Raw genomic sequence first — 13811 nt, forward strand, 5'->3', positions numbered from 1 at the left:
AAGGCGATGAAATATGCGCGTAGTCATCGCAGGCTCGTCAGGGCTGATCGGAACGGCACTGGTTGCTGGTCTGCGTGCCGAGAACCACGAAGTTCTTCGGCTTGTGAGACGAAAAGCCCAGGGCCCTGACGAAATACAGTGGAGTCCCTCAGCTGCGCTCGACCCCAGTGTGCTGGATGGTTGTGATGCTGTCGTCAACTTGTGTGGCGCGAGCATCGCGGATAAGCGCTGGACTGGGGCGTATAAACAAGAATTACGGGATAGCCGAATTGGGCCGACGGAAGTTCTTGGCGAAGCCGTTTCACAGGCTCACGTTCCAACCTTGATTAATGCAAGTGCAGTCGGGTTCTATGGCGACACCGGCGACAATAAGGTGGGTGAATCGTCGTCTTCCGGCGAGGGCTTCCTCGCTGATCTATGCGTTGAGTGGGAGAAAGCATCCCTACGCGCTGCGAACAACAACACCCGTGTTGTCAACATTCGCACCGGAATTGTGCTGTCCAAAGCTGGCGGCATGATTCCCAAGCTCATTCCCTTGTACAAACTGGCACTTGGCGGGCGCCTCGGTGATGGGCGTCAGTACTTCCCGTGGATCACCCTTGAAGATCACATCCGGGCAGTGAAGTTCCTGCTCGAAAGCACCACTGTCGACGGTCCGGTTAATCTCACGGGGCCCGCACCAGTCACAAATGCCGAATTCAATCGTGCATTCGGCAAAGTTGTGCACCGTCCCTCACCATGGGTTGTACCTGGGTTTGCGCTGAAGGCTCTGGTTGGGGAATTCGCATCAACCGGGATTTTGGGTGGGCAGAGGGCTATACCAGCGAAACTAGAGGATGCGGGTTTCACGTTCGAGCATCACACCATCCGTGAAGCCTTGGACGCCACGTTGACGCCCGGAGTAGGTTTGAATAATGAGTGATCGCCAAGTGTCGGCACGCTTGTCCGACAGTCCGCTTGCCATTGCCACCCTCGGCCGCATCGACTACCTCGACGCCTGGGCGCGCCAGCGGGAAATCGCAGCGGACAGAGCCGTCGGCAAAGGGCTCGACACCTTGCTGCTACTTGAACACCCGCCTGTGTATACCGCTGGTCGTAGAACCACTGATGAAGAACGTCCACAAGATGGGACGCCCGTCATCGATGTTGACCGCGGCGGAAAAATCACCTGGCATGGCCCCGGGCAGCTCGTCGGGTATCCGATTATCAAACTTGCCGAGCCTATCGATGTTGTTGGCTATGTGCGGAGACTCGAAGAAGCACTCATTTCTGTTATTGGCTCGTATGGCATTAGGTGCGGTCGTGTCGACGGTCGGTCTGGCGTGTGGTTGCCTGCCGCAATGGTCATCACCAAAGATGGTTCGACTGTTTTCCGGCCTGAGCGGAAAATCGCCGCGATCGGTGTTCGCGTTCAGCGCGGCGTCACACTGCACGGATTCGCGTTGAACTGCAATAACGATCTTGGCGCGTTTGACGCAATTATTCCGTGCGGTATCACTGACGCGGGCGTGACGTCTCTCAGCGAGGAAACTGGCTCAGAAGTGTCGATTTCTGACGTCGTAGACAGCATTACTGATGCTGTCCGGCGTGCACTCGACGGCGACATGCCCGTCACCGAACATCACATTGAGCGGCTAACACTCGAAGACTTCCAGGCAAGTGTGTTCCAGTCGAGCGAACCATCAGTGCAAAAAATGCCCAAGGTGACGACATTTAGTTTTGGGTAGCCGCAGCTTCCCGCTATTTGTTTGCCTGTAATAGCGTCGCGACACGAAGTCGGATGCCAAGCGTAGGATCGTCAACGTGACTGTTGCCCCAGAAGGACGAAAGCTACTCCGGGTAGAGGTTCGCAATGCGGAGACCCCCATTGAGCGGAAACCCGGATGGATCAGAACCCGAGCGAAAATGGGCCCCGAATACACGGAGTTGAAGAGCCTGGTTCGCAAAGAAGGACTTCACACAGTGTGTGAGGAAGCCGGTTGCCCCAATATCTTCGAGTGCTGGGAAGACCGCGAAGCGACATTCCTTATCGGCGGGGACCAATGCACACGGCGTTGCGACTTCTGCCAGATCGATACCGGTAAACCGGCCGACTTCGACCGCGACGAACCGCGACGGGTCGCCGAGAGTGTTCAAGCTATGGGATTGCGCTACTCCACTGTTACGGGTGTAGCACGCGACGACCTCGAAGACGGTGGCGCCTGGCTGTATGCGGAAACGGTTCGACAAATTCACAGCCTGAACAGCGAAACTGGTGTCGAGCTGTTGATTCCCGATTTCAACGCAGTGCCTGAGCAGTTGGAAGAGGTGTTCTCGTCCCGCCCCGAGGTCCTCGCCCACAACCTCGAAACAGTCCCGCGAGTGTTCCGGCGGATTCGTCCGGCCTTCCGGTACCAACGCTCGCTCGACGTCATCACTGCGGCGAGGGATGCAGGGCTCGTCACCAAATCGAACCTCATTCTCGGAATGGGCGAAACCCCAGAAGAAGTCGTTGAAGCGCTGCACGACCTACACAACGCTGGCTGCGACATCATCACTATTACTCAGTACCTCCGCCCCTCTTCGAGGCATCACCCCGTGGAGCGTTGGGTGCGCCCAGAAGAGTTTGTTGAGCATTCCGACACGGCGCGAGAGATCGGCTTCGCCGGAGTTATGGCTGGCCCCCTCGTTCGGTCGTCGTACCGTGCGGGACGCCTCTATGCGCAGGCAAAAGCCCATCGTGGTGAAACAATTCCGCCACATCTCACTCACCTTGACCGCGGTGGCGCCGCAGGTCAGGAAGCTAGCGCTGTCCTGGAGCGGTACACAAATCGCGTCGGTGTGTCCAACTCTGGTTCCTGACCACGTATCCTGGGTATATGGCGAAGGGCAAGGAAAAGCTCGATAAGGGACAACGCAAGGCGCTGAGGGCTGCGCGAAAACAGCGATCTCGGGAGCGCCGTTCACAACTGTGGCAGGCGTTCAAGATCCAGCGTGAGCAAGATAAGTGGCTCATTCCCATCATGGTCGGTGCCATAGTTGGTACCACTTTGCTTCTGTTTGGGTTCGGCTGGCTTCTCAGTGCGCAGTGGTTGTTCCTGCCGATGGGACTTATTCTTGGTTTCCTCCTAGCATTCATGCTCTTTGGCCGACGCGTCACCAAAACGGTGTACAAGAAAGCCGAGGGACAGACAGGCGCAGCCGCGTGGGCATTGGACTCGCTGCGCGGACCGTGGAAAGTTACAAACGCGGTTGCAGGTACGACACACCTTGATGCCGTCCACCGAGTTCTTGGCCGTCCCGGCGTGATCCTCGTCGGCGAAGGCGCGCCGCACCGTGTGAAGGGCCTGTTGGCGCAGGAAAAGAAGCGTGTCTCGCGGCTAGTTGGCAACACTCCGATTTACGAGATTGTGGTCGGCAATGGTGACGACCAGATACCACTTCCCAAATTGCAGAAGGCAATGAACAGGTTGCCGAAGAACATCACGCGCAAGCAGATGGATGCGTTGGATTCTCGTCTTGCTGCAATTGCCTCACGAACGAGTGGCCCCGCGATGCCCAAGGGCCCCGTACCTGGAGGCGGCAAGATGAAGAGTGTTCAGCGCTCAATTCGCCGCCGATAAGCGCGAAAACATAACGCCGGAAATTCAATAAGTGTGGCCCAGGATGAATTGTCATCCTGGGCCACACTTTTTGTGATGTTAGCGGGTACGAACTACGACTGTTCCTGAGGCCTTGTCGTGTAGCCCGCGACCGTCTTGATCCCAAATCGCTGCGGGGATGAGCAAGAACACGAGTCCGGCGCGCACGGCGGATCGCCATAGCCCGACAGGGGCATCAACGCCTACACGCTGTACTCGCAATCCGAACAGCGCCTGCCCTGGTGTGAAGGCAAACAGGACAACGGCAAAGATCGCGACGATGAACCACACCAGTAGGCTCCAGTTCTGAGGCGCGTGCGGGAATGTGAACACCGCAGCCACGCCCGCCGCCATGAGAAGGTCAGCAAAGAACGCGCCGGAGCGACGAAGCCACGACGGCATTGAGCCTGGGCCGTGTTGAGGAAGTCCCAGCCGCTCCCCTTTGTAGGTGTTTTCTGTACCTGTTTCGCCGTCCGGGAGCGCCGCCGACGGGCCGTATAGCCAAGAGCCAATATTTCGGGACATGTTATCTAGGATAGGACTGTTCGAACCTGTCGCCGAAAAACTCACAATGTTCGTTACTCCGGTCACATTTATGTGCTCGTGGAGGGTCCCGTTTCGCAACACTCGCCGGGATTGGTAACACGTGTGAAACACTGAGGTGACCGGAGGGCAACACCAAGTCCATACGGTTAATCGTGAATCCCGCCTGATATAAGTCAATTTGCGGGGCCCCGACTGAAGGAGCAGACGCGTGGCGTTTTCCAATGCCGAAGAAGTCTTCAAGTTCATTAAGGATGAGAATGTCGAATATGTCGACATTCGATTCTGTGACCTACCGGGTGTGCAGCAGCACTTCTCCATCCCGGCATCAACATTCAACCAGGACGTCCTTGACGAGGGCCTAGCGTTCGACGGCTCGTCCGTCCGCGGTTTCCAGTCGATTCACGAATCTGACATGCTGCTCCTTCCAGATGTCACCACCGCGCAAATCGACCCGTTCCGCAAGGCGAAGACCCTGAACATCGTGTTCTCGGTTCACGACCCGTTTACACGCGAGGCCTACAGCCGCGACCCACGTAACGTTGCTCGCAAGGCTGAGGAATACCTACGTAGCACCGGAATTGCCGACACGGCATACTTCGGCGCCGAGGCTGAGTTCTACCTGTTTGACTCGATTCGCTTCGACTCACAGGCCAACGGCACGTTCTACGAGATCGACTCCAAGTCCGGCTGGTGGAACACGGGCGTCGACCAGGAAGCTGACGGATCAGCAAACCTCGGCTACAAGGTTCGCTACAAGGGTGGCTACTTCCCCGTCGCACCGTACGACCACTACGTCGACCTTCGTGACGACATCACCACCAACCTCACCAACGCTGGCTTCGAGATCGAGCGCGGGCACCACGAGGTTGGCACCGGCGGCCAGGCCGAAATCAACTACAAGTTCAACACCTTGCTACACGCAGCTGACGACCTGCTGCTGTTCAAGTACATCGTGAAGAACACCGCATGGCAGGGCGGCAAGTCCGCAACATTCATGCCGAAGCCACTGTTCGGTGACAACGGCTCGGGCATGCACATGCACCAGTCGCTGTGGAAAGACGGCAAGCCACTGTTCCACGACGAGGCCGGCTACGCAGGTCTCTCCGACATGGCACGTCACTACATCGGCGGCATCCTGCACCACGCTCCGTCGTTGCTTGCATTCACCAACCCCACGATCAACTCGTACCACCGCCTTGTGCCAGGCTACGAAGCTCCGATCAACTTGGTGTACTCGCAGCGCAACCGCTCCGCAGCGGTTCGTATTCCGATTACAGGCAACAACCCGAAGGCCAAGCGCCTCGAGTTCCGTGCGCCTGACAGCTCCGGTAACCCATACCTCGCTTTCGCAGCGTGCTTGATGGCCGGCCTTGACGGAATCCGCAACAAGATCGAACCACCAGCACCGGTCGACAAGGACCTCTACGAGCTTCCTCCCGAGGAAGCCAAGGGCATCCCGCAGGCACCGACCTCACTTGAGGACGTTATCGACAACCTTGAGCGGGACCACGAGTTCCTCACCGAGGGTGGCGTGTTCACGACTGACCTGATCGAAACCTGGATCGCCATCAAGCGCGAGCAGGAAATCGAGCCGGTACGTCTTCGCCCGCACCCATACGAGTTCAACCTGTACTACGACGTGTGATGCTTTTGGCGTACTGAACTGCACTAATCCTCAGGGGTTGAGGCGGCCGGTACGCAACAAGTACGCCGTATGTTTTGCCAGCGAGCCCATTCGCTTCGTGATTGAGTATTCAATCGCGTTGCGGGTGGGCTCGTTTGCTATTGGGTGTCATCTGGTTCCTTTTGGGGAAACTCGCACAAGCGTGCCCGGACCTCAGTGCTGCGCTCAAGCGGTGAGTATCAGTGATTGCAAGTTCAGTCTGAACAATCAGCAAAGGACAACTAGATCAAGCTCACGTTTTTGCAAACGCTTCCGGAACAGTCAAGTCGTGCGACTCGAACGCCCAAGAGCTTTTTTGCTACACAAGGAAGGCCCTACCCGCCGCCTAGAAGTACGTCTCATCGTCGTCCCAGACAGTCGTCATCAACCTACTCGCGCTATCGCAGAATTCTCTCCCACTGCGAATGTGGAACCTGAACTCCCTGGCTACTAATCGACTGTCGGAGAGAAGGCTTGCACAGTGGTCGAGTGTCGGCCACGGTGCAAGTTCGTCAACGCTCAACGTGAGTACACCCAATTCACTCTCTCATTCTCATATGGCGAGGGGTTCTCGGCTTTGTTAGCCTCGATGAGGACGGTTTAGCGAATCAGCAAGCCGTAGTGCCGGTCTCATCTCAGTGGCGCAAAATGCGAAAGCTCATCAGGGAGCATCATGGTCATTCTGAATGTATTTTTCGATGTCCGCCAGGATTCAGTTGCGGACTTCATCAAGCTCCTCAACCACATGGTGATCGAGTCGAACAAGGAGCCAGGCTGCTCCTTGTATCAGCTATATCAAAGTTCTTACGATCCGTTCGCTTACGCCCTGATCGAGCATTGGGATTCCCAAGAAGCGCTTGATGCGCACGGAAAGACGTCGCATTGGATCAACTTCAACGACACTGTCAACAAATATCTTAAATCCGCCTACGACGAGCACCACTACACCGAGATTCCTCGTTAACCGGCAAGGCCGTAAATATGGCCCACTGTGCAGTGAATAAGTAGTCGCATCCGAGTTTCCGAAGGAAGATTACCTATGGCCGAACGATCAAAGATTGAAGTCCTTGTGATGGCATCGCCTTACGGCGCAGAGCAGCACGAGCTCACGCAACCCATCGCTTTCTTAACTGAGCAAGGCGCATCAGTGACGGTTGCCACTATCGACGGCGCTGATGCGGAGACTCTCGTATCCGATAAGTCGCCCGGACATACCGTCAAGAGCGACGCCAGAATCTCAGAAGTGGACCCGTCGAGTTTTGACCTTCTGGTCCTGCCCGGCGGCACGATAAACGCAGACACCTTGCGCGTCGATGAATCAGCACAGGCGATCGTGACTGCCTTCGCGAAGGCTGGCAAACCGATAGGTGCGATCTGCCACGCACCTTGGCTCCTCGTTGATACAGATCTGGCCCGTGGGCGTCGCCTGACGTCGTACCACACGCTGCGTCGCGACCTTGAGAACGCTGGTAGTCAGTGGGTCGACGAGGCTGTCGTGATCGATACCTCAGCCGGTTTTACTACCATTACCTCGCGTAGCCCAGCGGATCTCGATGATTTCACGGCTGCGCTGTGGTCAGCCGTGCAATAGCCGGTGCAATAAGCGTCCAACTAGAGCCCCGCCTCCCCCGCGAACGAAGGATTCGCTACGGAGGCGGGGCTCTCGCACCTGTTGCCGTCTCTGACGGCGGTTGATGCTAAATGGTGCGGCCGACTCGTGCGACCGTGAAGAGACCGGAGGCTGTTAACCGGATCCGCTAATGCCAACTCTGTGGTGTACATCATGCCCAATTGTGTCTAGTAAACAAACGATTGCTCACCTACAGTCAATGGAACGTGTTGCTTTGACATCGGGGTCAAGCACAACGACACCACGAGGGTGATTGTATGTCCACCACTGTGAACGACGATGCTACGGCCGCTGCCGTCAGCACCAGCGAAGAGACAATTAAACGCTGGCGTGACAAGAAGAAATACCTCTGGCCGTTCTCGCTTCTGCCAGCCCTGGCTGTATTTATCGCCTGGGGCCTTGTCGAACTAACAGGATCAGGAATCTTTTGGTGGGGCGGTTTCCCAATCGTCTTCGGCCTCATTCCCCTCCTAGACGTGATTATCGGTGATGACGGTGAAAACCCGCCCGATGAAGTCATGGAAGAACTTGAGAACGACCCATTCTACCGTTGGATGACATACCTCTACATCCCCATCCAGTACGCAGGACTTGGTGTCGCGGTCTACTTCTGGGCAACTGGCTCACTCAGTGTGTTCGAAAGCATCGGTCTTGCAACTACAGTTGCCATCACCTCCGGTATCGGCATCAATGTCGCCCACGAGCTCGGTCACAAGAAGGAAGAGAACGAGCGTTGGGCCTCACGAATCGTGCTTGCTCAATCCTTCTACGGACACTTCTACATCGAGCACAACCGCGGCCACCACGTTCGTGTTGCAACCCCAGAGGACCCCGCTTCCTCACGCTTCGGAGAATCGTTCTACCACTTCCTGCCCCGCACCGTTACAGGCGCGATCACCTCAGCCTGGGAGTTGGAGAAGAAGCGCTTTGAGCGCCTCGGCCAGTCACACTGGACACTGAAGAACGATGTGCTTAACGCCTGGTTGATGTCAGTAGCGTTGTTTGGCGGCATCTTGATCGGTCTCCAGGCACTGAGCTTCGCTGGTGTTCTGACCGACTACAGCATTTGGAATGTACTTCCCTACCTTGTGATTCAGGCCATCTTGGGATTCTCCCTTCTTGAAGTTGTGAACTACCTTGAGCACTACGGTCTCAAGCGTCAGAAGCTTGAGAGTGGACGGTATGAGCGTTGCCAGCCCAAGCACTCGTGGAACAGCGACCGGATCGTCACCAACATTGCTCTGTACCAGCTGCAACGCCACAGTGACCACCACGCCAACCCGACGCGTCGCTACCAGACTCTGCGCAGCTTCGACGAAGCACCAATGCTGCCCGGTGGGTACGCCACAATGATGGTCGTCGCAGTGATCCCGCCGCTATGGCGCAAGATCATGGACCACCGCGTGCTTGATCACTACGACGGTGACATCACGAAGGCGAACATCTACCCGCCCAAGCGCGACAAGATCCTCGCCAAGTACGGCCAGGAATCCTGAAAGCTTCCCGGGGTCTCGTAATAGTCCACTGACCCTGTCCCCGATAACAGGGTCAGGCAACCGGTAAACACGGCCTCGGGAAACAACACAATGAGGGCCCACAGGTAGCAAACCTGTGGGCCCTCATTGTTGCTACTCGTTCACAGTGTCTCCCCAGATACTGAGGTCAAGGCTGGGTGGGACCTGGAACGATTCGAGGACCGGATCGTCAACCAAAGCTGCGATGAGATCTGATGCCCCACCAACGATGGTCGAGTCGAAATCAATCTCGGACAACGAATACCAGGACCTGTCACGTGGCCACATCACCATGGGGGGAGGCGCCACACTTTTCGGGTGTTCAGTCACCTGGTTGGCCAGGGCGGAGAGATCCCCCTGTAGCAGGATCATCTCTCGGCCTGCCAGCCTGAAGTGGGGAGAGTCAAACTCACTCCGCGTGAAGCCGCTGCGCTCCCCAGGTTGTACATCGTGGTGTCCGACCCAAAACCCGAACACGCAGCCATCCGTTTCCTTGGTCGCGTCCACAAGATGAGGAAGGAGCGCGGCGAACGAACCGGGGTCCAGCTGTCCGTGCCGCGGGTGAAAGCCCCGCCACGGTAGGTATAAGTCAGGGTCCGTGTCCTTCCCGCCAAGAAGCCGGTGCCACTGCACTGCTGGATGCATGATGGCCCCAGTCTCAGCAGCAATGTCTGCCCACCGCGGCGCTGCTACGTCGTTGTAAGAATCAGGTCGGTGCAGGATTCGGCAGTACGCGTCAAACCCCACAGGAACTTGCCCCGACATGTGGCCTGTGGATCCGTGAAAGCGTTCAGCCGCCCAATCCGCGGCTGCCGGATCCGTGACAGGTACCGCAGTGTTTATCCACATAACCAATCACTCCCACGTTTCCATTGCCTAGTTACCGGACTTACGTAACACCACTCGCGTTGCGTAAGTGGTTCAATTCCGTACCCTTGAAGATCACCGCCACATAATCCCTTACTGTGGCTGCCGATGTACGAAGAGAGGGGTCACGTGGCGAGTTCGTCGCGACACACGTTTCGCAGTCGCAGTGCGTCCTCTCCTCGGCACCCTGCGCAGAGTGTGAAGGGTCGTGGAGTTCCTATGCAACAGTCTCGGTCATTGATTCCCGGTTTGCCGTCGAGAACGCACTACGCTGGTGGCATGGTGATTGTTGACGTTGCTTTGCTCCCTATCCGGGTGGGAATTATTGGAGCTCGGGTGACTGTGATGGCAAGTCAATGGGCACGCCCTGACGGGCCTATTCGGCGTGACAATGGATTGCTCGACATGGCTGATGTCATGGTCGGTAAGCACGGTGTGGCGGAGCAGGTGATGACGCTGCTGTCGAATCCGTATGGCCCAGTGGCATTGCTGCGTGCAATCACCTCGGCGACGTCGCCGGAACGTCCTTTGGGGCGGGCCCTGCAGCCTGGCGGCATGGTCGACAATGCTTTTGACGACAATGGCCTGGTGGACAAGGTTTTTCAGTCGGGCGGGATAGTTGAGCGAGTCCTAACTGAAAATGGGCTAGCGGAACGTGTGCTGGGTTTGATGGAAAACCTTGTGTCCATCGCACCAACGATTGAGGGTTTGCAAGATCCGTTGGCGCGGATTGAGTCCGCCTCGCGGTACATCACAGAGGCAGCGGAGCCGCTGACTGACCTGGCAGGGCGACTGCCTCGGCCGCGTTTCCCGAAGGTGGGTTGGCCTGGCGCTATTCGCCCGGATGACCTTGAAGTCGCCCCAGTTCAAACCCCAGTGGCGCGCCCGTCGAAGCGCCCGCCTGCGAAGTAGACGCTGTTGCGGTAGCCCCGAAAGACTAGGTTCCGAAAACCTCTTCGACCACACCGCGGGCTCGTCGTGTCACCCTCCGATAGTGTTCCAGGAACTCTCCTGAATCGCGCCGCCAACCAGCGATGTAGGCAACAGCGCTTAGCGCGGCACCTGAGCTTGGCAGTTGATCGGTGGGTTTTCCACGAGCGAGGACCAGTGCGTTTCTGGCCTGCGTGGCCGTGATCCACGATTCACGCAAGAGGTCAGTGTCGCTGGCTGGGAGGATGTTTTCGGCAGCGATGGCATCGAGGGATTCCAAGGTTGAGGTGTTTCGTAGGCTGTGAACCTTGTGTGCATATTGCAGTTGCAGCAATTGCACGGTCCATTCCACGTCACCCAGTCCCCCGCGTCCCAGTTTCGTGTGGAGTTTCGGGTCGGCACCGTGCGGTAGTCGCTCAGAGTCGATACGTGCCTTGATGCGGCGGATTTCTCGAACCGCTGTACTGGACACACCGCCCTCCGGGTACCGAACTTTGTCGGCCATATGGAGGAACTCGACGCCAAGTTCTTGATCGCCAGCAACTTGGTGTGCGCGCAGCAATGCCTGAACTTCCCAGGTTTGCGCCCACTGTGCGTAGTAGGCGTCGTATGCGGCGAGGGTACGCACCATGGGCCCGCTGCGACCTTCTGGCCGCAGGTTGGTGTCCACCTCAAGTGGTGGGTCTGTGCTGGGTGCGCCGAGGTGTTTGCGGATTTTTTCCGCGATCCCGGTGGCCCACTTCACGGCTACCGTTTCGTCCGCCCCAGGTTCTGGATCACAGACGAATAAGACGTCGGCATCCGATCCGTAGCCAAGCTCAGCACCGCCCAGTCGACCCATGCCGATGACTGCGATGCGCGCCGGTGCCGGTTCCCCGCGTTCGGCCACGCTGGCTTTGATCACTGCGTCAAGTGCGGCGTCGAGTACAGCAACCCACACGGAAGACAACGCATGGCACACCTCAGGTACGTCGAGCAAACCTAGGATGTCGGCAGACCCGATCCTGGCGAGTTCTGCGCGTCGTAGGGCTCGTGCCGCAGAGATTGCACGCTCGGGGGTGCTGTAGCGGGCAGATGATGCGAGAAGGCCTTTCGCGACATCTTCCGGGTTCGTTTCGAGTAGTTTCGGCCCGGCGGCGCCATCACCGTAGAGCCGCAGCACTTCGGGTGCTTTGAGCAGCAACTCAGGGACGTAGGCGGATGATCCGAGTATTTGCATCAGCCGACGCGCAGCTGCCCCTTCGTCCCGGAGGGTGCGGAGGAACCACTGTTTGTCGCGCAGTTCTTCCGACATACGCCTGTAGGCCAGGAGCCCGTGATCCTGGTTGGGAGTGTCACTGAGCCAGTCGAGCAAAGTGGGAAGCAGTAGCGCCTGGATGCGACTTCCGCGAGAAACACCGCCGGACAGTGCTTGGAGATGCCCGAGCGCGTTTCGAGGTGTCGCGTACCCCAGCGCAGACAGCTGCCGAATTGCTGCGTCCTCGGTGAGGCGCAGCGCATCGGTGTCGAGCTTAGAAACCGATTCAAGGAGGGGCCGGTAAAACAGTTTGGCGTGGATGCGTCGCACTCTTGCGACGTTCTTTTTGATCTCATCGACGAGCACACCTTGTGCATCAGTGCGCCCATCAGGGCGTACGTGTGCTGCGCGGGCAAGCCACCGCAATGCCTCAGTGTCGTTCAGCGCGGGGAGAGTGTGGGTGCGCTTGAGTCGCTGGAGTTGAAGCCGGTGTTCAAGCAGGCGCAGGAATTCGTATGACGCCGTCAGATTCGCGGCGTCTTCACGGCCCACGTAACCACCGGCCACGAGAGCGGTGAGCGCATCTGTAGTGGAGGTGACATGCAGATTTGGGTCGACTCGACCATGGACGAGTTGCAGAAGTTGTACTGCAAATTCGACGTCACGCAATCCGCCTGAACCGAGTTTCAGCTCCCGGTCACGGATGTCATCGGGGATCAGAGACTCGACTCGGCGTCGCATCTTTCGAACATTCTCGACGAAGTCTTCGCGCTCCGATACGGTCCACACCATCGGGTTGAGCAGCTCAACGTACCGCTCACCAAGTTCCATATCGCCCGTCATGGGGCGAGCTTTCAGTAGCGCTTGAAACTCCCAGGTGTGCGCCCAGCGTTTGTAGTAGGCGACGTGGGCATCAAGGGTTCGAACGAGGGCGCCAGCTTTGCCTTCTGGTCGGAGCGCTGCGTCAACTTCAAAAAAGGCGGCAGAACCAATTCGCATCATTTCACTGGCGATGCGGGTCCCCATGCCGTCTGCTGGTTCGGCCACGAAAATAACGTCGACGTCGCTGACGTAGTTCAGTTCCCGTGCACCACACTTGCCCATAGCTATCACGGAGATTCGGGTAGTACACGGCCTACCAGCGCACACGGTTTCGACGGCGACGGCAAGCGCTGCGGTCAAGGCCGCATCAGCGAGATTCGTGAGGTGGCGAACCACAGAGGTGTACGGCAAAACTGGTTCGTTTTGGACTGTGGCGGCAAGGTCTGCGGCAGCGAGAATGAGCAACTCGTCGCGGTAGGCGTTGCGAAGTTTCACTATCGCGTCGGGGCCGGTAACCGAGGCGCGATAGATCTTCGATTTTTCGGCGTCGAGCCCCTCAATCGATTCGGGTTTACCGCCGACAGAGGCAAGCATGTTTGCCGTTAGGTCATCCGCACTGCGCAGAGACAATCGCTCCCCGCGAAGGCTTTCCCACAGGTGCGGGTGTGCAATGAGGTGATCCGACAGAGCTGTCGATGACCCCAGGACTGACAGCAGACGGCCGCGGAACCCAGTATCGCTTCGTAGCGCTGCGTCACAGTCACCCCACTCAGACGCGAGCGCGTCCCGAAGCCGAACCAACCCTAGAAGGGCCCGGTCGGGATCGGGCGCCCGCGAAAGTGCCCACAGTAGGTCAATGTCAGTGTCGCTGTCCCACCCGAGTTGGCTCAGGCGATCAGCTGCTTGCGCATCGACCATGCCGAGTCGTGCAGGCCCAGGGATCAGTGATCGACCAAGGGGTGGTCGGGACATCACACAGAAC

Annotated in this window: 12 protein-coding genes; 9 read left to right on the plus strand and 3 right to left on the minus strand. The window is 57.8% G+C overall.

Translation table 11 applies throughout. The features are described 5' to 3' along the window. The first annotated feature begins 13 nt into the window (after positions 1-13). The 4 genes from IEW73_RS12470 (at position 14) to IEW73_RS12485 (ending at position 3602) form a co-directional block, all read left to right on the plus strand. Entirely contained in the window at positions 14-922 is a 909-nt protein-coding gene (locus tag IEW73_RS12470; RefSeq protein ID WP_188675556.1) for a TIGR01777 family oxidoreductase, read from the plus strand. After that, on the plus strand, positions 915-1727 hold the full coding sequence (gene lipB / locus IEW73_RS12475; RefSeq protein WP_188675558.1) for a lipoyl(octanoyl) transferase LipB: 813 nt from the start codon (positions 915-917) through the stop codon (positions 1725-1727). Before IEW73_RS12470 ends, lipB begins: the two co-directional genes overlap by 8 nt. Positions 1728-1803: 76 nt before the next feature. Then, the gene (lipA, locus tag IEW73_RS12480) at positions 1804-2841 is read left to right on the plus strand and encodes a lipoyl synthase (RefSeq protein ID WP_188675561.1); all 1038 of its coding nucleotides are present in this window, start codon (positions 1804-1806) and stop codon (positions 2839-2841) included. Between the two features lie 17 nt (positions 2842-2858). After that, positions 2859-3602 (plus strand): DUF4191 domain-containing protein, encoded by a 744-nt coding sequence (locus tag IEW73_RS12485; RefSeq protein WP_188675564.1) that lies wholly within the window; start codon positions 2859-2861, stop codon positions 3600-3602. 78 nt (positions 3603-3680) lie between these two features. On the opposite strand, the gene IEW73_RS12490 is transcribed toward IEW73_RS12485, so the two are convergent. After that, complete coding sequence (locus IEW73_RS12490) at positions 3681-4145, minus strand: RDD family protein (RefSeq protein WP_188675569.1); 465 nt, start codon at positions 4143-4145, stop codon at positions 3681-3683. A 229-nt stretch (positions 4146-4374) separates the two neighbouring features. On the opposite strand from IEW73_RS12490, the gene glnA reads away from it, so the two are divergent. From glnA to IEW73_RS12510, 4 genes are all read left to right on the plus strand, one after another. Further along, positions 4375-5811: a type I glutamate--ammonia ligase gene (gene glnA / locus IEW73_RS12495; RefSeq protein WP_188675572.1), complete on the plus strand. Its 1437-nt coding sequence runs from the start codon at positions 4375-4377 to the stop codon at positions 5809-5811. A 691-nt stretch (positions 5812-6502) separates the two neighbouring features. Next, positions 6503-6793, plus strand: coding sequence for a putative quinol monooxygenase (locus IEW73_RS12500; RefSeq protein ID WP_188675575.1), 291 nt, complete (start codon positions 6503-6505; stop codon positions 6791-6793). Positions 6794-6868: 75 nt separating this feature from the next. Next, entirely contained in the window at positions 6869-7420 is a 552-nt protein-coding gene (locus IEW73_RS12505; protein WP_188675578.1) for a type 1 glutamine amidotransferase domain-containing protein, read from the plus strand. A gap of 296 nt (positions 7421-7716) precedes the next feature. Further along, positions 7717-8955, plus strand: a complete 1239-nt coding sequence (locus IEW73_RS12510; RefSeq protein WP_188675582.1) for an alkane 1-monooxygenase — start codon at positions 7717-7719, stop codon at positions 8953-8955. A gap of 132 nt (positions 8956-9087) precedes the next feature. Here the strand turns inward: IEW73_RS12510 and IEW73_RS12515 are convergent, their stop codons facing one another. Then, on the minus strand, positions 9088-9822 hold the full coding sequence (locus IEW73_RS12515) for a hypothetical protein (protein ID WP_188675585.1): 735 nt from the start codon (positions 9820-9822) through the stop codon (positions 9088-9090). 297 nt (positions 9823-10119) lie between these two features. On the opposite strand from IEW73_RS12515, the gene IEW73_RS12520 reads away from it, so the two are divergent. Next, positions 10120-10752 carry a hypothetical protein gene (locus IEW73_RS12520; RefSeq protein WP_188675588.1) on the plus strand — a complete coding sequence of 211 codons (633 nt, stop codon included), beginning with the start codon at positions 10120-10122 and terminating at the stop codon, positions 10750-10752. Positions 10753-10777: 25 nt separating this feature from the next. On the opposite strand, the gene IEW73_RS12525 is transcribed toward IEW73_RS12520, so the two are convergent. Further along, the gene (locus IEW73_RS12525) at positions 10778-13801 is read right to left on the minus strand and encodes a bifunctional [glutamine synthetase] adenylyltransferase/[glutamine synthetase]-adenylyl-L-tyrosine phosphorylase (RefSeq protein ID WP_188675592.1); all 3024 of its coding nucleotides are present in this window, start codon (positions 13799-13801) and stop codon (positions 10778-10780) included. Positions 13802-13811: the final 10 nt, after the last annotated feature.

Origin of the sequence: Hoyosella rhizosphaerae, from assembly GCF_014643175.1 — a bacterium.
Classification (GTDB): domain Bacteria; phylum Actinomycetota; class Actinomycetes; order Mycobacteriales; family Mycobacteriaceae; genus Lolliginicoccus; species Lolliginicoccus rhizosphaerae.